26 protein-coding genes and 1 tRNA gene are annotated in these 23555 nt (G+C 41.5%); 8 read left to right on the top strand and 19 right to left on the bottom strand.

Annotation, left to right across the window (positions count from 1 at the left end; translation table 11 throughout):
• The first annotated feature begins 552 nt into the window (after positions 1-552).
• The 7 genes from EFE42_RS08015 (at position 553) to EFE42_RS10520 (ending at position 4636) form a co-directional block, all read left to right on the top strand.
• Positions 553-1344: a serine protein kinase RIO gene (locus EFE42_RS08015; RefSeq protein WP_123136761.1), complete on the top strand. Its 792-nt coding sequence runs from the start codon at positions 553-555 to the stop codon at positions 1342-1344.
• A 16-nt stretch (positions 1345-1360) separates the two neighbouring features.
• Positions 1361-1897, top strand: coding sequence for a KH domain-containing protein (locus EFE42_RS08010; protein WP_199724110.1), 537 nt, complete (start codon positions 1361-1363; stop codon positions 1895-1897).
• A 29-nt stretch (positions 1898-1926) separates the two neighbouring features.
• Entirely contained in the window at positions 1927-2334 is a 408-nt protein-coding gene (locus tag EFE42_RS08005; protein ID WP_123136748.1) for a fasciclin domain-containing protein, read from the top strand.
• Positions 2335-2376: 42 nt separating this feature from the next.
• Positions 2377-2793 carry a DUF1284 domain-containing protein gene (locus tag EFE42_RS08000; protein ID WP_123136747.1) on the top strand — a complete coding sequence of 139 codons (417 nt, stop codon included), beginning with the start codon at positions 2377-2379 and terminating at the stop codon, positions 2791-2793.
• A gap of 98 nt (positions 2794-2891) precedes the next feature.
• On the top strand, positions 2892-3689 hold the full coding sequence (locus EFE42_RS07995; protein WP_123136746.1) for a mechanosensitive ion channel family protein: 798 nt from the start codon (positions 2892-2894) through the stop codon (positions 3687-3689).
• Positions 3690-4132: 443 nt separating this feature from the next.
• Complete coding sequence (locus tag EFE42_RS07990; protein WP_233564778.1) at positions 4133-4462, top strand: hypothetical protein; 330 nt, start codon at positions 4133-4135, stop codon at positions 4460-4462.
• A 9-nt stretch (positions 4463-4471) separates the two neighbouring features.
• The gene (locus tag EFE42_RS10520; RefSeq protein ID WP_158599209.1) at positions 4472-4636 is read left to right on the top strand and encodes a hypothetical protein; all 165 of its coding nucleotides are present in this window, start codon (positions 4472-4474) and stop codon (positions 4634-4636) included.
• A gap of 26 nt (positions 4637-4662) precedes the next feature.
• Here the strand turns inward: EFE42_RS10520 and EFE42_RS07985 are convergent, their stop codons facing one another.
• The 15 genes from EFE42_RS07985 to EFE42_RS07915 form a co-directional block, all read right to left on the bottom strand.
• Positions 4663-4854, bottom strand: coding sequence for a type I restriction enzyme endonuclease domain-containing protein (locus EFE42_RS07985; protein WP_233564777.1), 192 nt, complete (start codon positions 4852-4854; stop codon positions 4663-4665).
• A gap of 65 nt (positions 4855-4919) precedes the next feature.
• Entirely contained in the window at positions 4920-5099 is a 180-nt protein-coding gene (locus EFE42_RS07980; RefSeq protein ID WP_123136744.1) for a type II toxin-antitoxin system HicB family antitoxin, read from the bottom strand.
• A 76-nt stretch (positions 5100-5175) separates the two neighbouring features.
• On the bottom strand, positions 5176-6474 hold the full coding sequence (locus EFE42_RS07975) for a Fic family protein (RefSeq protein WP_233564776.1): 1299 nt from the start codon (positions 6472-6474) through the stop codon (positions 5176-5178).
• Positions 6475-6618: 144 nt separating this feature from the next.
• On the bottom strand, positions 6619-7653 hold the full coding sequence (locus EFE42_RS07970; protein ID WP_123136743.1) for a DUF3644 domain-containing protein: 1035 nt from the start codon (positions 7651-7653) through the stop codon (positions 6619-6621).
• 146 nt (positions 7654-7799) lie between these two features.
• Positions 7800-8678, bottom strand: a complete 879-nt coding sequence (locus EFE42_RS07965; protein ID WP_123136742.1) for an MBL fold metallo-hydrolase — start codon at positions 8676-8678, stop codon at positions 7800-7802.
• Positions 8679-8682: 4 nt separating this feature from the next.
• On the bottom strand, positions 8683-9168 hold the full coding sequence (locus EFE42_RS07960; RefSeq protein ID WP_123136741.1) for a hypothetical protein: 486 nt from the start codon (positions 9166-9168) through the stop codon (positions 8683-8685).
• A 165-nt stretch (positions 9169-9333) separates the two neighbouring features.
• Positions 9334-10683, bottom strand: a complete 1350-nt coding sequence (locus EFE42_RS07955; RefSeq protein ID WP_123136740.1) for a restriction endonuclease subunit S — start codon at positions 10681-10683, stop codon at positions 9334-9336.
• Positions 10683-11711, bottom strand: coding sequence for a PIN domain-containing protein (locus tag EFE42_RS07950; RefSeq protein WP_123136739.1), 1029 nt, complete (start codon positions 11709-11711; stop codon positions 10683-10685). The genes EFE42_RS07955 and EFE42_RS07950 overlap by 1 nt, the downstream gene beginning before the upstream one ends.
• Entirely contained in the window at positions 11701-13233 is a 1533-nt protein-coding gene (locus EFE42_RS07945; protein WP_123136738.1) for a class I SAM-dependent DNA methyltransferase, read from the bottom strand. Before EFE42_RS07945 ends, EFE42_RS07950 begins: the two co-directional genes overlap by 11 nt.
• Before the next feature lie 217 nt (positions 13234-13450).
• A complete protein-coding gene (locus tag EFE42_RS07940; RefSeq protein WP_123136737.1) occupies positions 13451-13825 on the bottom strand; it encodes a PH domain-containing protein in 375 nt (124 codons plus the stop codon).
• A gap of 289 nt (positions 13826-14114) precedes the next feature.
• Positions 14115-14186 (bottom strand) — tRNA-Thr (locus EFE42_RS07935).
• Positions 14187-14248: 62 nt separating this feature from the next.
• The gene (locus EFE42_RS07930) at positions 14249-15244 is read right to left on the bottom strand and encodes a class I SAM-dependent methyltransferase family protein (protein ID WP_123136736.1); all 996 of its coding nucleotides are present in this window, start codon (positions 15242-15244) and stop codon (positions 14249-14251) included.
• Between the two features lie 4 nt (positions 15245-15248).
• Entirely contained in the window at positions 15249-15860 is a 612-nt protein-coding gene (locus EFE42_RS07925; protein ID WP_123136735.1) for a LysE family transporter, read from the bottom strand.
• A 50-nt stretch (positions 15861-15910) separates the two neighbouring features.
• Positions 15911-16924, bottom strand: a complete 1014-nt coding sequence (locus tag EFE42_RS07920) for a transcription initiation factor IIB (protein ID WP_072359502.1) — start codon at positions 16922-16924, stop codon at positions 15911-15913.
• Between the two features lie 47 nt (positions 16925-16971).
• Positions 16972-17232 carry an H/ACA ribonucleoprotein complex subunit GAR1 gene (locus EFE42_RS07915; RefSeq protein ID WP_158599208.1) on the bottom strand — a complete coding sequence of 87 codons (261 nt, stop codon included), beginning with the start codon at positions 17230-17232 and terminating at the stop codon, positions 16972-16974.
• Between the two features lie 258 nt (positions 17233-17490).
• Here EFE42_RS07915 and ppdK point away from each other — a divergent pair, with 258 nt between their 5' ends.
• Positions 17491-20163 carry a pyruvate, phosphate dikinase gene (gene ppdK, locus EFE42_RS07910; protein WP_123136733.1) on the top strand — a complete coding sequence of 891 codons (2673 nt, stop codon included), beginning with the start codon at positions 17491-17493 and terminating at the stop codon, positions 20161-20163.
• 16 nt (positions 20164-20179) lie between these two features.
• Here ppdK and EFE42_RS07905 read toward each other — a convergent pair whose 3' ends face one another.
• The 4 genes from EFE42_RS07905 to EFE42_RS07890 form a co-directional block, all read right to left on the bottom strand.
• A complete protein-coding gene (locus EFE42_RS07905) occupies positions 20180-21073 on the bottom strand; it encodes a carbohydrate kinase family protein (protein WP_123136732.1) in 894 nt (297 codons plus the stop codon).
• Positions 21074-21086: 13 nt separating this feature from the next.
• On the bottom strand, positions 21087-21431 hold the full coding sequence (locus tag EFE42_RS07900) for a DUF555 domain-containing protein (protein ID WP_072359494.1): 345 nt from the start codon (positions 21429-21431) through the stop codon (positions 21087-21089).
• Positions 21432-21592: 161 nt separating this feature from the next.
• Positions 21593-21874: a DUF357 domain-containing protein gene (locus tag EFE42_RS07895; RefSeq protein ID WP_123136731.1), complete on the bottom strand. Its 282-nt coding sequence runs from the start codon at positions 21872-21874 to the stop codon at positions 21593-21595.
• Between the two features lie 10 nt (positions 21875-21884).
• Entirely contained in the window at positions 21885-23519 is a 1635-nt protein-coding gene (locus EFE42_RS07890; RefSeq protein WP_123136730.1) for an ATP-binding protein, read from the bottom strand.
• Positions 23520-23555: the final 36 nt, after the last annotated feature.

The raw sequence follows: 23555 nt of genomic DNA, 5'->3' as shown, positions 1-23555 counted from the left end.
ACCGAACTGCCATTGCGTGAGTCAGACAGAATTGTTATCTCCTGTCTCCATTGATATGAAGGTGATTATGTTTCCACACACGTATTGTGCGGGAACTCATGAATATCGCTTTTGATATATATACCTTCTGATCCGGACAAGCCGAATCAAATCATACGACAAACCGGCGAGGTTCGCGCATGAAACAGGCCACCAATCCTGTGCAATTCACAGGACATATAGATACGCATTAAACGTATATAAGCATTTGTATTATTGAATTCCACTGAACAAACAGGCATCAAGCAGCTGCAAACATTGAATGCTACATCTGCACCCATTCATTGAGCGGGACTCCTACATATGTTCACTCATATTAATAGTTATCGTACAAACAAATATTGAAATGAAATGTTGAGAACGGCAAAAAACAAAGCATCTGTAAATGGAATGCATAAATAGCATGAAGAACCTGTCAAATTGGCATATTTCAAAACACAAAACGAAGATCCTGCAAAAATAAAAATTACAAGATCAAAGCCAGGGAAATATGTATTGAAACGATGTGGCAGCATGGAAAAAGAATCAAAAGACATACGAAAACTCGACACTGATGTTGACAAAATGCGCATCAGACGCAAAGACAGTGAGCACCTGAAAGTAAAAGAAAATGTATTTGATGAAGCCACCCTCAAGGCTCTTTATGACCTGGCAAGAAAAGGCGTGATAGAAAGTCTCGGCGGATCAATTAGCACCGGCAAGGAAGCAAATGTATTCCTTGCAGAAGGCAAAGACAAAAGCATAGCCCTCAAAATATACCGCATATCTTCAAGCACCTTTAATTCCATGGATGAATATATACGAGGAGACCCACGTTTTAGCAATATACGTCACAAGAAAAAAGATATCATATTTGCATGGACAAAAAAAGAGTACCGCAATCTTATGCGTGCCAGAGAATGCGGCATAGCTGCCCCCAGGCCAATAGATACCCACAAAAACATACTTGCCATGGAATTTATCGGAGAAGGAGACAAACCCTACCCTCTTCTAAAGGAAGTAAAACTTAGTGAACCATCTGCACAAACAATTTTTGGGACTATTATACATTACCTCGAAATCCTTTATAATGAAGCCAAACTAGTACATGGAGACCTTAGCGAATACAATATTTTGCTAGATCCATCTACCCTTGAACCATACCTCATAGACATGGGACAATCTGTAACACTGGAGCATCCATCGGCAAATGACTTTCTAAAACGAGATATCAGAAACCTTGCCCGTCACTTCAAGAAATACGGCATACAACCCGACGAAGAAGAACTTTTAAGGATTATTACCGAAAAACAAAGAAACAAGTAATCACAGGTTGAAAATCATGACACATTTAAAAATACCAAAAGATAGAATTGGTGCAATCATCGGGCCAAAAGGCCAGACTAAAAAATTCATAGAAGAAAAATCATCTTCTCAACTCAACATCGACAGTGAAAATGGGAGTGTGGAAATCATACAGGGAGATGACCCCGTAGGAACCCTCAGAGCCATCGAAACAATCAAAGCCATTGGAAGAGGATTTAACCCTGAAAAAACAATACCAATGCTGGACGATGATCTGCTGATGTTGGAGGTTATTGATCTTTCAAAATACGCATCCACCAATAAAGAAATGACCCGCTTAAAGGGTAGGATTATAGGCAAAGGAGGCAAAACTCGCGAAATTGCTGAGAACCTCATCGGAGTGAAAATCTCGATCTATGGAAAAACAGTCAGTTTCATAGGATATCCGGAGCAAATCCAGATTATGAGAACTGCAATTGAAATGCTCATAGAAGGAGCAAATCATGGACCCGTGTACAGTTTCCTCGAAAAAAAACACAAAGAATTGATGCAAGCTCAGCTGGATTCCTATTAATCAGACAAAATTAGCCACAGGAGACAAGAATGGAACCAAAGGACCTTATCCAAACCGCAAAGGACATGGGAGAATTTTCCACCCTTTTAAAAGCAGCCAAAGCACTTGGCCTTACGGAAAAGTACTCCACAGAAGGGCCTTACACCATTTTTGCGCCAGTTGAAAGTGCTTTTGAGCCCATTCCCGATTCAGTGATAGACGATGCCTTCGAAGATCCTGATTATCTAAGAGATATTATTAGTTACCATATCGTAGAAGGAAAATACAGCAGTGAAGACCTCCACAAGCAGGATGCATTAACTACAATCGGAGGAAACAAATTGAGGTTGCGGGAAAACGATGGGAAAATATTTGTGGAAAACACACCAATCCTCAAACCGGACATCGAATGCAGCAATGGAGTCATACACTCCATAGGAGACATACTTGTACCCTGAATATTACGCTCTTTTGCATCAACTTTTTTAGTCGTGGATAAAATGCTAATCCGGGCACACCATATATTTTGCATCCAGGGCTTCATCGGGAAAGGTTATTCTGAGCAATTTATAGAGAATATGGAAAACATTATTGAAAAACTGGATAACAGTGACCCTTTAATAGAGATCACAAATGCCCCGGATTGTATTTGCACTGCCTGCCCTAGACTTAAAGTAAGTGATTCACAAAGCGGAAATGATAAAATAAGTCTTCTTGGTTGTGAAGTCGAGTCGGAAGTCAAAATACTTGACAGAAAAGTAGCCGATTCTCTTGGAATTGGTTTTGGAAAGCATTACCCATACAGCGAGCTTCTCAAAAAACTGAAATATATCGATGAAGAAAAATTCGATTATATTTGTTCTGGATGCCAGTGGTACAGTCTCGGCTATTGCAAAAAAAGAATTATTGGCATATAATGCAAAATGTACCTTTAAGCGTTAAAGCCAAACATTTGTTTTATATACCTAATATCCCCATTTTCTTTATGGAGTGAAATTGATCCAAGGAGGATAAAATGGCAGAAATAATTCAATTCAACAACCTTACAGTGTGGGACATCGGAGCGGCCCTGGTAGTACTGGTTGCAGGCTATATTATTGCCCGCATCCTGACAGGAATGTTTAAAGACAGTATCTCCAGAACAAAATTACCTTCACTTGTGATTGATTTTCTGGCACGGTTTTTCAGCATTCTCCTCTACGTTATTGTAATCCTTGCCACATTGTCCACATTGAATTTTGATGTCGGGCCTGTAGTTCTGGGATTATCAGCTGTGATTGGATTGATTCTTGGATTCGGAATGCAGGATACACTCACAAATCTGGGTGCCGGAATATGGATTGCTGCACTGAGGCCCATAGATAAAAATGAATACGTAGAAATAAATGGTATTACAGGAACTGTTTCAGGTGTGGGGATTATGGCTACCGAACTCCTTACACCCGATAACAAATTCATTACCGTTCCTAATAAGCTTGTTTGGGGAAACCCGATCATCAATGCAACACGCCTGCCCACCAGAAGAGTAAGTGTTGATGTAGGAATAAGTTACAGTTCCAATATAGACAGGGCCATTGAAATTGCCATTGAGACAATGAAATCCCACAGTAAGGTACTATCAGACCCTGCCCCCGCAGTAATGACAACCGAACTTGCAGATTCCTCTGTAAACCTGCAACTTCGTGCCTGGACCAAAACGGAAGACCTGTGGGATGTGAAAAAAGAACTCACCGTAAATATATTTAAAGCGTACAGAGAACTTGGAATAGAGATTCCATTCCCACAGCTGGATGTCCATCTTGAAAAAGAGTAATGACATCCAATATCTTTTTTTATTACTTTTTTACACCCCAAGTTTAACAGTATCCACTCCTTTCTGAAGGCCGAGCCGATGAAATTGCTCAAGGATGATTACCTGGGCCTGGCCTACAGCATCAACATACTTGCACGATTGATACCCCTCACCCCATTTTTACTCTACATAGCCTTGATATTGTGGATATTGTGAGACAAACTTCAATTTTCCATGAAGAGATCATGTAAAATCCGAACATTAATAACTGAAAGCCCATATTTAGAAGGTAATTCAATTATGATTTTCCGAGGAGATACGATTCATGGAAATAACAGTCGGAAAACAGAGTGTTGCAATAATTATTTTTTTATATCTCCTTTTTATGTTGGCAATCGGTTTTTATTACTACAAAAAACCGAAAATCTCTCTGACTATATTCATGGCGGAAGGAAGCTGAACAAATGGGTAACAGCTCTGAGTTCCCAGGCATCGGATATGAGTGGGTGACTGCTTTTGGGGCTGCCGGCTATGCATACCTGTCAGGAATGGAAGCGGGCTGGATAGGGCTTGGATTTGGAGTCGGAACGTATCTTAACTGGAAATTAATTGCTAAAAGGATCCGTAGATATACAAAGGAAGCAGGAGATGCCCTGGCGATTCCGGCATATTTTGAGAATCGTTTCCGGGATGAAAGCAAACTTTTACGAACTATATCGGCCCTTTTTATCCTTATTTTTTCCCTGTTCTCCAGGAAAATGACAAAAAATGCAGCACTTGGAGGAATAATCTAGGGCGGTTTAATGGTCATCCTGTGGAAACATCAGTCCGGAGGAATCTTTGACCTCTATGAGATCGTACCCGGATTCATCCTTTCCAGTTTTGTCATCTGGTTGATAACCCGAATGGACAAAGAGCCAGCATTGGAAATACAGGAAGAGTTCGATAGAGTTCAGCAATCGGTCTGAATTTTTTATGAATTCTTATTTGTAATTCAGTCGGCAGAAACTGCCGCATCCCTGCATACTATCTCTGCCTGCTCCAATATATTTCGGGTTGCCATTTTTTGTTTGTCCGGAGGATAACCATATCTTTTGAGTAATCGCTTTATGTTTACCCGCATTTTAGCCTGCACGTTTTTGCGCAGGGTCCAGTCAATGGTGGCATTCTGGCGGATTACTACCAATCCGGTAGAAATTGGTAGTTTTTGGTACTTTCAGGAATTGATGTATTGCTTCAAAATTACAAAACTTATCCATTGCAACATTGGACTGCCTGAGGAGACGCTTCAAGCACCAGTTCGGTGGCTTCCCGGATATTCTCCAGGGCATCTGCCTTTGTGTCACCTTCACTTATAGCCGATGGGAGTTCCAGACAGCGTGCCGTGTACCCACCCTCTTCTGCGACCTCAAGAACAACTGTATATTCCATAGTTAATCATCCGTGTTTCTGGTATATTAAATTTGATTGCACTGATTTGACTGGAGGTAAGGCATCGGGATTTAATTCACCCTGTTACACCTGAATACCTGTACATCAATTTGTTGCGGACCTTTATTTGCTCAATATACCCCAGTTCTGAGAGATATTGCATATCGCGTCTTGCGGTGTCGTAGGCAACATTGTATTTGCCCATTATTTCAGCAATGGAGAACAGCCTGTCGGATTCTTCAAACAGGGTTTTGAGGATGTCGGCCTGCCGGAGGTTTAAGTTTTCAGCGGATTCAATCAGCTGCATGGCTGCGGCCTGCTCCTCCTTTTTGCGGACAATGTATTCCTCGAGGTCTTCCAGGGCTTTTTCGATTGCCGAGAGGTTGTAGTTTATGAAATATGTCAGATCGTTCTCATCGGTTTCGGTGTAGAGATAGGCGCGGGCATATTTCGTCTTGGAGTGAAGCAGTATCCGGGAGATGGGCATGTATTCAAAGAGCCAGTAGCCCCGGCTGAGCATGTACCAGTAGAAGACGGAGCGTGCACACCTGCCGTTACCGTCGATGAAGGGATGGGTGTAGCCGATGAGGAAGTGCAGCATGATCCCTTTGATGAGAGGATGGATGAATTCGTCTTCGTCGCTGCTGGCAAATTCACAGAATTCCTGCATGAGTGCCGGGATTTTGCGGTAGTCCGGCGGAGTGTGGTAGATTTTACTACTGTCCTGCGGATCGGCTACCACTATGTCGTTATTGTCCCGGAATTTGCCCTCATCCGCCGGGTTTTCCATGGTATCCCGGATGATCTCCCTGTGGATTTCAAGCAGGGTGTCCACGTCAATCGTCCTGCTTTTCATGTCGGCGATCCTGCGGATGGTGCGATAGCCGTTGACGATCATCTTTTCGGAGTAATCCCGAGGCCGGCGCTTTTGCCTCAGCATCTGCTTGGCGGCTTCCCGGGTGGTGGCCGCACCCTCCAGCTGGCTGGAGGCGATGGCCTCTTCCATGAGGGAGTTGACAATGTAGCGCCTGCGATCCGCAGCACTGACACCGCACGGCCTGCCTTCCAGATTACCGGCTCCCCGGGTGTCCAGCAGGTGCAGCCTGCGCAGGGTTTCATTGGATTGCACGTACTGGAAGTCCCATTCCCCGAATTCGATATGTCGTGCCTGCATCGACCTGCTGCTTTTGATCACGGCCCAGAGTTTTTCCGCCTCCACGGGCAGTTTCCTGCGGCGCAGCTCCTCCCAGTGCAGGTAATCCCGGTTATATTTTGTAACAATCTCCTGTATCCCGGGATCAACAAACAGCGAATACGCATCAGGATACTTCTCAATCACCGCCCACATATCCGGGGCCTTCTGTGGAACCTTCATAACTACCAATCCGTTAGTTTCTGGTAGTTTTTGGTATTTATTGAAATAAATAGATTACTACCAATTTGGTAGGAATTGGTAGTTTTTGGTAATGAATGGATTGCTAGAGTAGAGGATGAAATTTGTAATTAAAGAAAGCCAAGTTCACCTTCTACGAGGCCTATATTTAGCCCATACCTGATCCATATCAATTTCTTTTAATCTTTCATTAATAAAGTGAATTGCGTTTTGTGAATAACGCCCAAACTTAGATTTCCCAATTTTAATTTCTTTAAAATATTTAGGGTCTTCTTTCAAACCAAGACATTTAACCAGTGCAGTGAGCTTTGGAGAAGTTAAACCCACTTTTTCAGCTAATTTCTTATGTCCTAAATTGTAATAATCTAATTCATTTACACGTCTGGTTGCTATAGCAGTAGCATCTGGAGTACCTTCAGGTACTAAATGAATTGGAAGCCCATCTTTCTTAGTTAGCTTCAGTGATACATTGTGTTCTGTATCCCCTGATGCAAATTTTACTGATGCAACATTCGGAAATATAGTTTCCCATGGTTCATCATCCTTTACTTTTTCTGTAATTTCAATCAATTTTTGGTCACTTGGTTGTAGAGTATTCCCATTCAGGGTACTTTCAAATATTGCTAAACTTCTCAATTTATTAATTGCTTCAGCCTTACGCCTTTTATTTGGCATTAATAACTTTTTGATTTCTTTTATTTCATTTTCAAATAAAAGTTCAATTTCCAGCGGTGGAGTAGTAGAAAGAGGTAGAACCCTTTTGGGCAACTCTTTTCCAATATCTTTATTGAAAATATTTTGAAGGATATTACAATATAAAGTAAAACCAGCTTGAGATTGCAAATAAAGATGTTGTTCTGAAATATCTAAAATATAATGCTGTGCAGCATCCCTAAAACCATTTATGGTCTGAATAACTAAAGCTTGTTCCTCATCTATGATCTTATATCCTATTGCTGAACGTACGCATTGATCAAAACCAATAGTTTCATTTCTTCCTTTTTTAGAAATATTTCCACCCTTATGAATAATAGCAGCTTTTAAGAGTAGCTCAAATGAATGATCAAATAAAATTAAAAAAGATTCAATGCGACCCGTATTCCAAGGTCTATTAAAAATTTCAATGCTTATAATCAAGGATTCTTCTGCTTTTGCAAGCAATAACTTTACTTCTTTCTTTATTATATTTCCCCCATAACCAATTTAGAAAAGGGAATTTTTACTTTGAGCTAAATATTTATTCCAACAGAATGTTTTTCATAGAATTACTTGCATTTGAGAATGAAATTATCTTTATTACTTTTATTTTACAAATTCAAAGTACCAATATAACCACTAAAATTTGTCATCTTTTCATCATCAAGAAATTTAACAGAATATTTTTCATTAGAAACATAAATATGAACTTTATATTGCTGGCAATCAAATGTTATGTCACCAGCTGAATTTTGAGTTATTGTATTGTAATCTCCATGATAATTCAAATTTTCATGAGGACCTTCGCCAATTATTATAATTTTTGGATTTAAACAATCCAATAATTCTTTAGGCATTTTACCACTTTTTCTACTATGATGGGGAGCAAACAATATATCAACTTGTGGCAATTTTAATATATCCTTTATTTTATCCATGAAAGTAAATTCTAAGTCCCCCATCCAAATCATTGTTACACCCTTATCCAATTTATAACTTATAATTGGAGAAATATTATTTGGGCTACCTCCATTCTTAACAATATCTAAAGCATCTTTGTAAAACTTATTATTTGTATTTGGCCATAGAATATTAATGCCTGAAGACCCCCTAACATCATCACTTACATTCATCCATTTCCGAGAACAATCTTTAAAAATATTAAAAACTTTATCAGAATCTCTCAATTCACAATATATTTTGAAACTAGGAGTGATAATGTCTTTGATTGCTTCATTCTTGACACAATAAAAATTAAAAATATTTATCTCATCATCAAGGTAATGTAACCCACCAATGTGGTCTTCATCTGGATGAGTGGAAATAAAGCGAGTGATATTTTTGTCTTTAGACATTATTTTAATTTCACTAATTATTTTATCTTTATTTTCATCATTTAAAGAGCAGTCTATAATCGAAAAATTATCAGAATTATGCTTTATGTAAAACATATCCCCAGCACCGACAGAAAATGATTTTATTAAACTCATATAATCACTTTTTTGTATTAATGCGGTTTGTAATATAAATTGTTTGTTTTTTATAAGAAAATAAGAAGGTAATTAGCATAATTAGTGCTAAAAGAAGAAATCTTGAATGCTTTATTATTGGACAGCTGTATTCAACTAATGAATATAGCTTAAGAAAAACTAAAAGAATAAATAATGAACTAATTGTTCTATACATGTTGTTTACTTCTGACAACAATTCAACTTTAGGGTCTTTTTGAGAGACTTTGACATAGTCATCATATGTAGCAAATTTCAAAAATTTTGCTTTAATTAAAATGGGCTCAGCCACCAATGACCCGAATCTGCTTACTACTAATCCAATGAAATAATAAACAAAGAAACCAACAACAATATCATCTTGCAAAAATGAATATGGAGTTATTTTTTCAGACATTACTGCAAATATAATTCCCGGAAATAAGTAATTAAATAAGTTATAAGACGATAATTTATCTATAAAGGTCTTCATGAATTTCTCCAATATAAGTTATATAAATAGTCAATTCATCAAATAGATATAAAATTTATTTTTTTATACACTTATGGGTTTATGTGGCGATAATTTGCTTATTCTAACTTATATACCATAAAAAGTAACTTTTAAAGATATTCAAGATGTATTCATACTTTAACCTCAAACTGGAATCCTAATTTTACCAGACATTAGTCTAGGAAGCAATAAATCGCGGGTTTGAGAAAGTACTTTGCTTTCTACAGAGTTACAAAGTATTTTCTTGAAAATGGAATCATTCTGATCATCGAATTTTACCATGACATCTGCTGGTGGCATAACTATCTTTATTCCAGAGAATTGTTTTGTATTGAGGTTAAGTGTCGCCGAACCACCACTAGCCCACAAATGTAACTTTTCGTATAGTTCTCTCATAGCAAAATAAAGATAGTAAGGACTCACACTCGAAACTGGAATGATAGAGTTGATCTGCTGATTTGTATATGCTTCCTCATTTGTCAAGCAAACTAAACCAACAGTTGCAATGCAACTTACACAAACTGAATTTGCAGGGACCTTTTTCTTGTAAATTGCTTCTGCACCTTTTTTAGATAATTTATCTTCAGTATCAATAGGGAATATTTTATTCCTCATATCTGGAATTTTAATAAATGAAATAGTTCCGTCTTCATAGTAATCATGTATTTTCTTTGATGGTGTTTTTCCACATATTATATTACCAAAATTTTTTAGCTCCTTTACTTCCCACCCTCGCGGAATCCTCCCCAGCTCCGACTCCACCATCTCACCGCCGCTGGATTTGTAGGGCTGCCCGTTCTCATCCGGGAATTCGAAATCGATGAACCATTGCTTGAAGATGGCCTGTGCGATCTGCTCGAGGGTGGCGTTCATCCGGCGGTTGAGTTCGATCTTGTCGTCCAAGGACCTTAAAATATCAACGATTGCATTTTGCTCATCAAAATTTGGGAAAGGTATTTTTATTCCTTTTAATGAGGTAGTAGGTCTTGCAATGGCAGGAACACCTGTTTGAGATTTATTCAACAACAAAAGATGTTGACCTCTCTTGGATTTCAAAAAATAATACACAAAATAAGGATTTACAATATTTTCATCACATGATAGTTTCATTTGACTTTGTGAAACCACATAACGAGAATAATTTGAGTTTTCTGGAATGATACCAACCTGTCCAAGTGTACCTCGATGAGTGATTACAATATCTTTTGGGAAGGCATTACTAGCCTTTAATTCGTCTGCCTTCGTTTCGCTTAAATAAACAAAGTCTTCTTCTTTAAATTTGAAATCTTCTAAATTTGTACCTCGAATTACAGGTATACCTGATGGAATAAAATTATCTTTTGTAATATTTGAACCAAAGGGACCCATTGCAATAGCATATTTTTTATTTGATTTAATCTGATTAATTCTTACTACATCCCAACCTTCAGGAATAGTACCAACATCAGTTTTTTTGAGATTTATTTTTCGTTGTAAGTGAGATTCTTGTTTCATCACTCAAACACCTCATCGAAAGATGTATATTCAGGAGCAAGAGTATCATCTAGCATTGTATCTGCTTCAAAATCACTTTTTTGCTTTTTTCCATTTTCATCTAAATATTGAATTTGTAATAATGATTTTACAAAAAAAGAGCCATATTCATCTTCAAATACAGATTTACAAGAATTAAGTATTTGGAAATCAGTTACATCATATTGTTTGTCATCCAAGATAATATTATCAAATTCCGAAAGCTGGACTCTTAAGAAATCATTGAAATATTCGCCATGAGCAAAAATAATAATTTTTGCATAATTTATATTGCCCATAAAATAAGTATCTGTTAATTTATCAATTACTTCTGTACAAGTATTGCAATGTTCAAAATGTTTGTCAAATTTGTCAATAAATTCTTGTTCACACATTCTGAAGTCATCATCATTACTAACAAATATAATTAAATCATAATTATTAATATATGGATAATGCAATAAAGATTCCCAGATAAGTACATCTTTAAATCCAGCATCCTTGTATAGTTTCTTACCATTACGTGCTTCTTTAAAAGGATGATTTCTTTCCAAAGCTCTTCTAATTATGTTTTTAAAAACAATTTCTAACTTAGCCTCTGGAAAATCAACTATACTTATATTCTTCTCATCTAAAAAATCCCCAGCACAATTAGAGATATAGGAATTCATATCAGATATTGAAACTTGTGGCACATTACTTTCCTGAATATAGCATGCTTCATGAATTTTAGATAGACGATCTTTAATAGTTTCTAGTTCACGCATACTCTTCTGAAACTCTTTGACATCTTCATGGTAAGCTTCAACTTTTTGTTTTTTTAATTCTTCAATTACAATACTCGATACTCCCAAATGTACACTATCGGAAAGTTCATTTTCCGAAATAAATTCCTCCAATTTTTCATAGTCAAGACTAAAATCGAAAGAATCATAAATAACTTTACCATTCTTAGTAGATCTCAGACAGTTTGTATCAAAAAAAACAAATGTATTCCAATTAAGAGACATACCCAATCCCCTTCAAATTCTCCTTAATCCGCTCTTCCAGCTCCCGGGACTCCCTGAACTGCTCCGCCAATTGAGTCGTCAGCCGCTCCATCTTCTCCTCGAAGGGCTCATCGTCCTCTTCCTCCTCGGCAAAGCCCACATAACGGCCCGGGGTCAGGATGTGGTCGTGCTTTGCGATCTCCTCGAGGTTTGCGGACTTGGAAAAGCCGGGGACATCCTCATACGTAAATCCGACATCCTCACCGCGCCAGGCATGGTAGGTGTCGGCGATCTGCTTAATCTCCTCATCCGTGAGTTCCCGGTGGGTGCGATCCCGCAAGAAACCCATCTCCCGGGCATCGATGAACAGCACCTCACCCCGGCGGTCCCGGAACTTGTTATTCTGCTTGTCGCGGGTCACAAACCACAGGCAGGCCGGGATGCCCGTATTGTAGAACAACTGGCCCGGCAGGGCTATCATGCAATCCACCAGGTCCTCTTCCACAATACTTTTGCGAATCTTACCCTCGCCTGCAGTATTTGAGGACATCGAACCATTGGCCAGCACAAACCCCGCAATGCCTGTAGGGGAGAGATGGTGGATGTAATGCTGCACCCAGGCAAAATTCGCATTGCCCTTCGGCGGCCTGCCAAACTGCCACCTGCTGTCATCGGCCAGCTGGTCGCCCTTCCAGTCCGAATCATTAAACGGCGGATTGGACAGGATGAAATCCGCCTTCAGGTCCCTGTGCCGGTCATCATGGAAGGAATCGCCCCACTGGATATTACCATCTATGCCCCTGATGGCCAGGTTCATCTTGCACAACCGCCAGGTCGTCTGGTTGGACTCCTGCCCGTACACCGCGATATCATCAACCCTGCCACCGTGGGCCTCAATGAACTTCTCGCTCTGCACAAACATCCCGCCCGAGCCACAGCACGGATCGTACACCCTGCCGTGGTACGGCTCGATCATCTCGGTCAGCACCCTCACAATGCTGCGCGGGGTATAGAACTGGCCGCCACGCTTGCCTTCTGCATCCGCAAACCTGCCCAGGAAATACTCGTAAACCCTGCCCAGCACATCCCTGCTGCGGTTTTCCCGATCTCCCAGTCCTATCGTACCGATCAGGTCGATCAACTCCCCGAGCCGCTGCTTATCCAGCGCCTCCCGGGCATAATTCTTCGGCAGCACACCTTTCAGGGTGGAATTATCCCTCTCAATCGCAGCCATCGCATCATCGACAAGCCTGCCGATATTCGGTCTCTTGGCATTGTTCTGCAGGTACTCCCAGCGGGCTTCCGGCGGCACCCAGAAAATATTCTCGGCCAGGTACTCATCCTGATCCTCAGGATCGGCCCACTCGTCCTCTTTGAGTTCAGTGTACTTCTCCTCGAAAGCATCGGAAATATACTTCAGGAAAATCAAGCCCAATACGACATGCTTATACTCCGCAGCATCCATATTATTCCGGAGTTTATCTGCAGTCTGCCACAACTTTTCCTCAAAATTGATATTCTCACCCGTTGATTCCCTGGCCATTGTGATCTCTCATTAATTGTGATAATACATAGGGGAAATAATACAATGCATATAATTTTATTGCATTAGTTATTCCAAAAACAACAAACCGTTAAACCCCTGCAATAGCAACCCGGGTTAACAAACACAGAAAAACTCCTGTAAAAATAATAAAAATAAATTCAGCGGGCATACAGGTAGCCCACCTTGCTAAATAAAAAATCATAATCCGATAAAATCAGCCAAGCACATGAGTGGACAATACTTTCTGCAACTCATAGATATCCACTTTTTTGTTGAAGGTCTTTTCAATCGGCCGTGGATCACTACCAATCCATATCTTAAGTTCTGCATCCAGATCGAAATGCCCTGCAGTTTCAATGCTGTATTTTGATATCTTGTCATAGGGAATGGACAGATAACTTCTTTTCTTACCCGTAACTCCCTGCACATCAACGACAATTAACCGTTTATTTGTGAAAATGAAAGTGTCACGAATAACAACAAATCCAATCTCTATTGTTTCCCCGTCACACATAAGTTGTCCATAATCCGATTCCAATTTCTCAGGTTCAACAACACCTGCATTACCAAAAATACCAGAAAGTCCCATACAATCATTACTCCATTCTTTACTTAATTACTAAACGGTAATAATAAAAATACTACTACAGATATAAACATATCTAATAATTTCAAAGGGCCCTGCCGTCAAATCGAAATCAGTCCAAAGAACACGACGAGGAACTCAGCAGGAATCATTTTTGCTCCAGAATTAATAGTGCTTCTAAACAATAACCCCGACAAGTATAAAGATCTTATTAAGAATTCGAAAAAAGCAAATAAGAAAATCCACCTCTTTTGACCATTCAAAGGGGGTAGGATTGGTACTGCAGGTTTAAAGCCGTCGGGGGGATTCGAACCCCCGGCCTGCTGATTACGAATCAGCCGCTATACCACTAAGCCACGACGGCACACAGAGGCGTATCCAGATACGGATATTAGGATTTAACCATTTCGCTATCTTGTCTGTATATCAATCAATCCGCACATCGATACATATATTGTACTGATGCGGGGCATACGAACGGACCGAGCGAGTAGCCAGCACTTCAAATTCCCTACTTGCTTTTTTTGCGGCCTCTTCGATCAGGCAAAGAGAGGGACCAAAAAGATCATCTTCGTGTGCCATTGCATAATAATGGATTATACCTCCGGGTTTGGTCAGGGCCACGGCCTCATTGACAAAATCACAGGCATTATGGGGCAGGTTCATGATTACATGGTCTGCTACCTGACCCAGCATCCCCGGAAGATCACAGGCGTCTGCCACGAAGGCTTCAACATTACCCAGGCGGTTGAGTTCGATGTTTTTTTGCAGGTACTCAACTGCCTGCGGATTTTTATCTATCGCATACACATAACCACATTTTTTGGCCGCCGGGATACTGTATGGACCCACACCTGCAAACATATCCACAACAACATCATCCGGTTTCAGCTGCAAAACCACCCGTTGGCGTTCCGTGGAAAGCCTGGGAGTAAAATAAACCTTCGCGACATCCACCAGATACCTGCATCCATGATCCCGGTGCACCGTCTCAGTCCTGTCTTCTCCGGCAACCAGCCAGAACCTGCGTACCCGAAATTCCCCTGTGATCCCTGATTCCTCCTGTAAAACCACACGCAGACTCTTTCGAAATTCCAGAAGAGCCCGGGCAACTTTTTCAGGTTCCTCTTCATCGCCGTCAAGAATCGCAATATCCCCCACAATTTCAAAAGAGGGAGAAAAACCAAGTAAACCTTCGGGAGTGATCTGTTTCTTATTGGGTTGCAGGTCATGCTTGACCAGATCTGCCGCATGGGGAAGATTTGAACAGACGCCTTCCGGACACTCATCCATAACAGGCACATACAGACATTCATCATCCGCAGACAGCCTGTATGAATTATCCAGTAAATCCATCTCCGCCAGTGCCTGCCTGACAGGTTCCCCAAATCGTTTTTTCACTTTCACACACAAACGTTCCATCAAATCACCCCAGGGCAAACCAGGTACCAAATCCCATCAGGAAAACCCCACAACATGCAAGGACACTCCTATATACGGTTCCCGAAAAGAAACTTCTCGTCTTGCTAAGAGATGTGGAAACAAAGGAAAACCATCCAAGATCAGCCAGCCAGTGACCGACTACAAACATCACAGCAGCAAATATGCCTATCTCCATTCCCCGGAGCACAAGTGCACTTCCTGCAGCCAGCCACCATATCCAGAAATAAGGATTGGAAGCCGAAGTTAGTATACCTGCAGAAACAGGGTTTGCCAGGACTCCACCGGATAATCCTGGATCGATAGATGTATTCCGGGACTGTATTATCGTAAGTAAACCAAATCCAACAAGTACCATACCCCCTACAAAGGATATAACGGACATTTCCGCATCCCCTATAAGCGATGTAAGGCCCAGCACAATGAGAATACAAATTAAAAGTTCAATCAAAGCATGGCCAAGGATAACTTCAGGCCCTGCCCTCCATCCTTTTTTCAAAGACCTTTCAATGGTGGCAAAAAGCATTGGACCGGGCACAAGCGCTCCTGTAAGACCTATTACAAATCCCACAAACAGCATGTCCAGTATTGCAAGCATGTATAGGGAAGAAAAGAAGTTGAAGGATATTAAAATTATCCTTCCAAACTTTAGAGGATAATCTCGATATCGAGTTCCTCTGCAAGTTCCTTGTAACGGTTACGGATAGTAACCTCTGTCACACCTGCCACGTCTGCAACCTCACGCTGTGTGCGGCGTTCCCCGCACAGGATAGAGGCAATGTAGATAGCCGCAGCAGCAACACCTGTAGGCCCACGCCCACTTGTTAATTCTTTCTCCGATGCCTGCCGCAGGATTTCTACACCGCGGGATTGCACCTCGCCTTTCAGGCTGAGACCCGAACAGAACCTGGGCACGTAATCTATCGGGGAAGTAGGCATGAGTTTGAGGGACAATTCCCTTGAAATGAAACGGTATGTCCTACCAATCTCTTTCCTGCTGACCCTGGATACTTCTCCGATCTCATCCAGTGTCCTTGGAACACTGCACTGCCTGCATGCCGCATACAGAGCAGCTGCGGCAACACCTTCAATACTACGACCACGAATCAGGTTCTTGTCAACCGCTTTTCTGTAAACAACAGCTGCTGTTTCACGAACCGTCCTGGGAAGACCAAGTGCGGAGGCCATCCGGTCAAGTTCTGAAAGAGCAAATGCCAGGTTTCGTTCAGTTGCATTACTTACACGGATACGCCTCTGCCATTTCCTCAAACGATACAGTTGGGCACGATTCTTGGATGATATGGACTTTCCATAAGAATCACGGTTCCTCCAATCAATCATTGTGGAGAGACCTTTATCATGTATCGTGTAGGTCATCGGCGCACCCACACGGGAGCGCTTCATCCTCTGGTCATGGTCAAAAGCCCGCCATTCAGGCCCTTCATCTACAAAATCAGCATCGACTACTAAACCACAATCCGCACATACAAGTTCTGCACGTTCGTAATCCTGTTCAAGATTGCGGCTACCACACTCAGGGCACTCAAGTGCCTTATTCTCTACATCAGTATTCTTTTCCTTCTCACGACGCGCTTTTATCATAGCACGCATTTTTTCTCGTTCGGAAGTGTCTGAATACCTTACCCTTTCAACTTCTACCATGTATTGGACCTCTGATTAAAATCACGGAATAAAAACGCAAACATTAGTTATTTGACATACACCTTTTCTCGAATCCAGCTTTTTGCCTTCGAATCCGGTACGTCACTAAAAATCCTGACTACGACATAAGGCCGGGAAGCGGGCCCTATTATATCGGAAACTTTGCCAATTCTTGCAACCTTCTTGTCCAGAACTGCCGACCCTTTCCGGGGCAATTCCTTTATATTGCATGAAGACATGCTTTCGGAGCCTTTCACTATAAGTTTCCTGCCACCTATCAGGTGGGACACTACTCCAAGCCTTTTCATATGCATTTTCCATTATATAAGGTAATTAGGAAGTATAAATAGATTAAATTTATTATATATAAATATATCGCAATACCTTTAATAGGAATCTATGCCATTCCCGGGCACAAAATAAGGATTTAAACAAAATTAATACCCCGGGAATTATTTCATTTTTGCTTCAAAATATGATGCATCGTTAAACCTTAATATAAAATGAACTATTGTGTCATCTACTAACAAACAGGACCCTACATATAATCAGGAATCTACATTTCCATGGGAGGAAAGTTAGTGGCAGATAAAAAATTCGTTTATCTTTTTGGAAATAATAAAACCGAAGGAAAAAACAGCATGAAAGATTTGCTGGGTGGTAAAGGCGCAAACCTTGCCGAAATGGCAAACCTGGGTATTCCGGTACCTCCAGGTTTTACAATTACCACCGAAGTGTGCGTGCTCTATACAAGAGACAATCAATATCCACCCGGAATGCTTGATGAGGTGGATCGGGCTTTACAAAAACTCGAAAAAGCAAATAACAAACAATTTGGTGATCCGGACAATCCCCTCCTCCTTTCTGTCCGCTCCGGAGCACGGGTTTCAATGCCTGGAATGATGGATACTGTTCTCAATCTCGGCCTAAACGACAAAACTGTCACAGGACTTGCAAAAAAGACATCTAACGAGCGTTTTGCTTATGATAGTTACAGAAGATTCCTGACAATGTTCGCAGATGTTGTACTTGGAATATCTACTGAAAATTTTGAAAAGGTAATAGAATCCCGGAAAAAAGAGCTGGATGTAGAACTGGATACCGAACTGGACACGGATTCTCTCAAATACCTGGTCGAAAAATTCAAAGCAATAATAAAGGACAATACAGGGAAAGAGTTTCCACAGGATCCCAGAAAGCAGCTCCAGATGGCTATCGATGCTGTATTCAATTCCTGGAACAACCAGAGGGCCATAAAATACCGCCGCCTGAATAATATACCTGACAATTGGGGTACTGCTGTAAACGTACAGAGCATGGTCTATGGAAACATGGGTGACAAGTCCGGGACCGGTGTGGCATTCACACGTGACCCTGCTACCGGTGAAAAATGCTTCTTCGGCGAGTTCCTCACAAATGCCCAGGGAGAAGACGTAGTTGCAGGAATACGCACCCCACAACCCATAGAAGCACTTCAGGACAGCATGCCTGAGGTCTATGATAAACTGGTGGACATCTACAGGAAACTGGAGAATCACTTCCGGGATATGCAGGACATAGAGTTTACCATTCAGGAAGGTAACCTTTACATGCTTCAGACAAGAACCGGGAAGCGAACTGCAAAAGCAGCTATCAGAATAGCCGTGGAAATGGAAAAAGAAGGCCTCATTGATAAAGAAATTGCAGTATCACGTATCGAAGCTTCACAGATCGATAAAGTCCTCCATCCAATGATAGATCCCGATGCAAACCTCGATGTGATTGCTACAGGATTACCGGCATCCCCAGGTGCAGCAGTCGGAAAGGTTGTATTCACAGCAGAGGAAGCCGAAGAAAAATCCAAGGAAGGAAAACAGACTATTCTTGTACGTACCGAAACCTCACCGGAGGACATCGGAGGAATGGCAGCTTCTGAAGGTGTACTCACTGTTCGCGGCGGAATGACATCCCACGCAGCAGTTGTTGCCAGAGGAATGGGTAAACCATGTGTTGCCGGTTGTGGCGAGATTACAATCAACATCGACAAAAAAGAATTCACCAACGGGAACGTTACTGTCAAAGAAGGAGACTATGTAACTATCGACGGCAGCACAGGGGAAATCATACTGGGAGAAGTCAAACTAATTTCTCCCGAACTGAGTGGTGAACTCGATACCATCCTGGGATGGGCTGACAATATCAGATCCATAAATGTCAGATCCAATGCCGATACCCCCCATGATGCAACAGTCGCAAGGGAATTCGGAGCTGAAGGGATTGGCCTTTGCCGTACAGAGCATATGTTTTTTGGCGAGGAAAGAATCCCTGTTGTTCGTGAAATGATAATGGCAGAAAGCATTCAGGAAAGGAAAAAGGCACTTGAAAAATTGCTTCCTATGCAAAAGGAAGACTTTACCGGAATATTCCGTGCAATGGAAGGTCATCCTGTCACAATTAGGTTACTTGATCCGCCACTTCACGAATTCCTGCCCAACTATGAGGAACTCACGGAAAAATTACGCGAACTGAAAAATAAGGGTGCCAAACAATCAGAGATCGCTGAAGTAAACAGACTGATAGATGGAGTAGAATCACTCAAAGAAGTCAATCCGATGCTTGGCCACCGTGGATGCCGCCTTGGCATTACTTATCCGGAAGTGTACCAGATGCAGGTCAAAGCTATTATTGAAGCAGCATGTGACCTGAAAAAGGAAGGACTTGAAATTGTGCCGGAAATAATGATACCACTGGTCAGCCATGTCAATGAACTCAAGGTAATCAAGGAAACAGTGAAATCGGCTGCACAGGAAGTAATGGATTGTAACGGTTCAACCATTGATTATCTGGTTGGAACCATGATCGAATTGCCAAGAGCAGCCCTTACTGCAGACCGTATCGCTGAAGAGGCCGAATTCTTCTCCTTTGGTACCAATGACCTGACCCAGACAACCTTCGGTTTCAGCAGGGATGATGCAGGTAAGTTCCTCCCATCCTATATAGAGAACAATATACTGGAGCAGGACCCTTTCGCAGTACTTGATCAGGAAGGGGTCGGAGAGCTTGTCAAGATCGGTATTGAGAAGGGCAGAAACACAAATAGTAAACTCAAGATTGGTATTTGTGGAGAACACGGTGGAGAACCGGCTTCTGTAAAATACGGCCATAATGTGGGACTCAACTATGTAAGTTGTTCACCCTTCCGCGTTCCCATTGCAAGACTGGCAGCAGCCCAGGCCGTGATCGAGAACAAAAATAAATAAAACAAAAAAGAAGAGATCAGAGGGGTAATGCTCCAAAGTTCTCCTCATATCTTTTTTTCATAGCACCCCATGTTGGCAGATTGGTCTGGCATCCAACACATTCCACTTCAAATGAAGCAACTGTTGAACCTATTTTGCCACATACCTCAAAGGGTAGGCCTTTGCTGAAAGCCAAAAGGAATCCCGCTCTGTAACCATCTCCCGCCCCGGTGGGATCCACAGTTTTTACGGCCACGACAGGAATATCGATCTTTTTATTCTTATGATAAATCTTACTTCCACTGGAATCACAGGTAACTACAATAGTTGAAATGGATTGCTTCAGATCATCAAAAGACCTCCCCGTCATCTCTTTTACACGCTTGACCTCATGGATATTGGCAAAGAGAATATCCGTATTATCCAGTATCGTAATCAGATGCTCTTTTGAGTAAGTAACCAGGTCCTGACCCGGATCAAAAGAAACAAACTCTGATTTCTGGGCCACCCGGGCACTGAAACTTGCCTCAGAGGGTGCCAGATGGACAAAATCCAGCGCTGGAGTTTCCATACCCAGCAACTTTGAAGATGAACCCCAGTAAAAGTAGGATGATTGATTATGATTCGGGTCAGTATAGACAAAAGCTTTGGTACTTTCCTCACCTTCTATATGATAAAGGAGAGAAAGATCAACACCCAGATTCACCAGATGTTGCTCATAGCCACTTGTGGAAAAATCATCCCCTACAGCAGCAACCAGGCGGGAGTTACCGCCCAACTGCGCCATTGCTGCGGCAATGTTGGCAGCACCTCCTCCGAAAAGCACTTCGTAGTTTGTTATCGGATAGGATTCATTGGGTGAAGCGATATGTTCTACTTCAAAAAGATAATCCAATGCCGCATGTCCTACAACATCTATGGGTCCCGACATTAGACCTCCCACTTCATCTGACAAATTCTTCGACATCTATTACAGTAAGAGGTACATCCCTCAAGGTCCTTCCGATGACCGATTTGGCAATACGGGAAGCATGTTCGTCACTTTCAGCATCAAAAACTTTCATTTCCAGGATAAGACCGACAATACCGGTATTTGCTGCTATGAAAACACTACTAAAAGGTTCATTACAGGCAGGACAGAAGGTAGAACCCACATCAACTTCAACAAAATCAAGTTGGGGATTGAGCCTCTTTCCGGCTTCAGCAATTGCTACACCAATGGCATCATCTGCGCTTTTCACATCCCTTACCAACCAGGCGGCTTCAAGGGTTACATGATAACTCGGCATACTTTTCGTCTCCAGGTTTAAAACTTCTACATTCTCTCAAATTAAAACATCGCCATCAAAACTAATAAGCACAAATAGTATATTAAGCAATAAACTCAGTCATATTCGTTTCACTTATATTAATTCTCTGCTTAAACCGAATTTGAATTAGGAATTACAGATCATATTGTAAATAACACATCATCATCTACAGCAAAAATCCCAAGCCTTGCACCGGCATCCAGCCAGGCATGCCCATAGCTGAAACATACAAGGGCATTTACAGGATCCTCAATCTTAATAAAATGAAGACCGTCATTATAATAGGATTGAGCCATATCCAGGTAATCATCTGCTACTTTCATCAAATGGGAATTGGCCCTTGGAGCAGGTTGTGCAAGCTCCAGGGCCTTTTTAAGCAATTTTTCATACCGTCCAACTTTCTCATTCAAATCCGCTGCCATTTATAACACCTTATTTACTTTCAGAGCCAAACAGCTTATTGAAAAGACCACCACTATCTTTCTTAGGATTGCGGCTTGGTTGTCTTTTAGGTGGCGGAGATTGGGATTTTTTTTCTTCTACAGGTTTAGTTACAGGTTTTGTTTTGGACTCTTTTTTGGTTTTGGGAGATACTTTACGCGAGGATTTATTGAGAATTTTCACGGATTCCCCACCATGCTTGGATTTCCTGACACGTATGTCCACAAGAATCGGGCGTTCAATATCATTGCTCACCAGCATCGCAATTCCGGGTGGCAGGCGTAACAATTCTTCTTCTACATAGGAATTTACACCCTCCAGACCTTTACTGATAGATTTAAGGTCATTGGGGTTGGTAACTTTCAATATAATCTGGCTTCCACACTGTGAAAGTACATTTTTATCAACCCTTGCAGGCCTCTGGGAGATGACCAGCATCCCCAAACCAAACTTTCGCCCTTCTGAGGCTATTGTTCGGAGAATTTCGGAACTGGAACTCTTGCTATATCCTCTTTCAGGAGCAAAATTATGAGCTTCTTCCACAACCAGCATTCCCGGAGGAATTGTGCCAAGTTTGCGAGCTTCAAAAAGAGTATCACAGAGCTGGGCCACAATCATTGTCTGTATATGGGGAGGAACCCCTTTCAGGTCAATGATCGAGGCCTTTCCATCCTGCATTAACTCTTCAACCGGAGTTGGTTGGGGGGAAAGTATATCCAGCTGGTTAATATCTTCAAGTAAATTAATTACATTCCAGCGGGCTTTGCTTTCATTATTGCTGACTTCCCTGATTATATCATCAAGGAAATAGGTTTCCACATCAGCACGTAACCTGTGTACAGCTTCATAGAGAATACCGGAATGGGTACTGTTAAAATTGTCAGGGAATAAAGTCATCAGTTCACTGGGAGTGAGATTTACTCCATTTAACCTGAAAAGATGATCTGCGTTTGGATTTATTGACTTGTCGGCAGGAGTGTAAACCTGTATCATGGAGCCGTATCCTTTAGATTTTATACCGTATTTTTTTAGGTCACCGTCATTACCACTGGCTGATTCTTTAAGGGAAGAATATTCACTATGAGGATCAATTATCAACATAGGCACATCATGATCAAGTAATTCTTCAAGAATTACTCCGGCCGTGTAAGACTTACCACTACCGGTTTTTGCAAGGATGCTACAATGTTTCTGCACAAGACTGTTCACATTAAGGTGTACAGGAATACCGGTGCCTTCAAGCAATCCGATATACATATCATCTCCCACAAGACCAAGTGTATCTCTAATAAGTGTATCATCTGCCAGATAGACCTGATCCCCCGGACTGAACGGACTCATAGGTGCTCTTAAAAGCCCACGATCATCCCGGCTTCCTATTATTGTGGCAGAGGCCACTATACGGTCATCATTTCGATCTTTCCTCTGCCCTTTTTTGGCTTCTTCCAGAGAATATTTTTCACTGGAGCGCACAATTGACATTACCTGTGCAAGTATCCAGCCATCTGTCTCATGCCATATTTTGACATAATGGCCTCTCAGAACTGCCGTACTGTCCGATACCAGGAACTTGAAATTAAGAGTTCCTGTTTCCCCGAATATGACTCCTACTGAACCACGTACCATATTACACTCTCACCAGTAAACATTTTTACTCAAAAT

This window comes from Methanohalophilus sp. RSK (assembly GCF_003722075.1).
In the GTDB taxonomy this organism is placed as follows: Archaea; Halobacteriota; Methanosarcinia; order Methanosarcinales; family Methanosarcinaceae; genus Methanohalophilus.
Note: the sequence above shows the minus strand (reverse complement) of the source record. Positions and strands in the feature narration are given on the sequence as shown.

Excerpts from the sequence above, each read along its gene's own strand:
- EFE42_RS07940 (WP_123136737.1), bottom strand. The coding sequence starts at position 13,825 with ATGGGACTTTCTGGTATTTTTGGTAATGCAGGTGTTGTTGAACCTGAG.
- EFE42_RS07995 (WP_123136746.1), top strand. The coding sequence starts at position 2,892 with ATGGCAGAAATAATTCAATTCAACAACCTTACAGTGTGGGACATCGGA.
- EFE42_RS08010 (WP_199724110.1), top strand. The coding sequence starts at position 1,361 with ATGACACATTTAAAAATACCAAAAGATAGAATTGGTGCAATCATCGGG.
- EFE42_RS07975 (WP_233564776.1), bottom strand. The coding sequence starts at position 6,474 with ATGAAGGTTCCACAGAAGGCCCCGGATATGTGGGCGGTGATTGAGAAG.
- EFE42_RS07915 (WP_158599208.1), bottom strand. The coding sequence starts at position 17,232 with ATGAAAAGGCTTGGAGTAGTGTCCCACCTGATAGGTGGCAGGAAACTT.
- EFE42_RS07905 (WP_123136732.1), bottom strand. The coding sequence starts at position 21,073 with ATGTCGGGACCCATAGATGTTGTAGGACATGCGGCATTGGATTATCTT.
- EFE42_RS08005 (WP_123136748.1), top strand. The coding sequence starts at position 1,927 with ATGGAACCAAAGGACCTTATCCAAACCGCAAAGGACATGGGAGAATTT.
- EFE42_RS07930 (WP_123136736.1), bottom strand. The coding sequence starts at position 15,244 with ATGGAACGTTTGTGTGTGAAAGTGAAAAAACGATTTGGGGAACCTGTC.
- EFE42_RS07925 (WP_123136735.1), bottom strand. The coding sequence starts at position 15,860 with ATGCTTGCAATACTGGACATGCTGTTTGTGGGATTTGTAATAGGTCTT.
- ppdK (WP_123136733.1), top strand. The coding sequence starts at position 17,491 with ATGGGAGGAAAGTTAGTGGCAGATAAAAAATTCGTTTATCTTTTTGGA.
- EFE42_RS07980 (WP_123136744.1), bottom strand. The coding sequence starts at position 5,099 with ATGGAATATACAGTTGTTCTTGAGGTCGCAGAAGAGGGTGGGTACACG.
- EFE42_RS08015 (WP_123136761.1), top strand. The coding sequence starts at position 553 with ATGGAAAAAGAATCAAAAGACATACGAAAACTCGACACTGATGTTGAC.
- EFE42_RS07900 (WP_072359494.1), bottom strand. The coding sequence starts at position 21,431 with ATGCCGAGTTATCATGTAACCCTTGAAGCCGCCTGGTTGGTAAGGGAT.
- EFE42_RS07920 (WP_072359502.1), bottom strand. The coding sequence starts at position 16,924 with ATGGTAGAAGTTGAAAGGGTAAGGTATTCAGACACTTCCGAACGAGAA.
- EFE42_RS07990 (WP_233564778.1), top strand. The coding sequence starts at position 4,133 with ATGGGTAACAGCTCTGAGTTCCCAGGCATCGGATATGAGTGGGTGACT.
- EFE42_RS07950 (WP_123136739.1), bottom strand. The coding sequence starts at position 11,711 with ATGTCTCTTAATTGGAATACATTTGTTTTTTTTGATACAAACTGTCTG.
- EFE42_RS07945 (WP_123136738.1), bottom strand. The coding sequence starts at position 13,233 with ATGGCCAGGGAATCAACGGGTGAGAATATCAATTTTGAGGAAAAGTTG.
- EFE42_RS07890 (WP_123136730.1), bottom strand. The coding sequence starts at position 23,519 with ATGGTACGTGGTTCAGTAGGAGTCATATTCGGGGAAACAGGAACTCTT.
- EFE42_RS08000 (WP_123136747.1), top strand. The coding sequence starts at position 2,377 with ATGCTAATCCGGGCACACCATATATTTTGCATCCAGGGCTTCATCGGG.
- EFE42_RS07955 (WP_123136740.1), bottom strand. The coding sequence starts at position 10,683 with ATGAAACAAGAATCTCACTTACAACGAAAAATAAATCTCAAAAAAACT.
- EFE42_RS07965 (WP_123136742.1), bottom strand. The coding sequence starts at position 8,678 with ATGAGTTTAATAAAATCATTTTCTGTCGGTGCTGGGGATATGTTTTAC.
- EFE42_RS07895 (WP_123136731.1), bottom strand. The coding sequence starts at position 21,874 with ATGGCAGCGGATTTGAATGAGAAAGTTGGACGGTATGAAAAATTGCTT.
- EFE42_RS10520 (WP_158599209.1), top strand. The coding sequence starts at position 4,472 with ATGGTCATCCTGTGGAAACATCAGTCCGGAGGAATCTTTGACCTCTAT.
- EFE42_RS07960 (WP_123136741.1), bottom strand. The coding sequence starts at position 9,168 with ATGAAGACCTTTATAGATAAATTATCGTCTTATAACTTATTTAATTAC.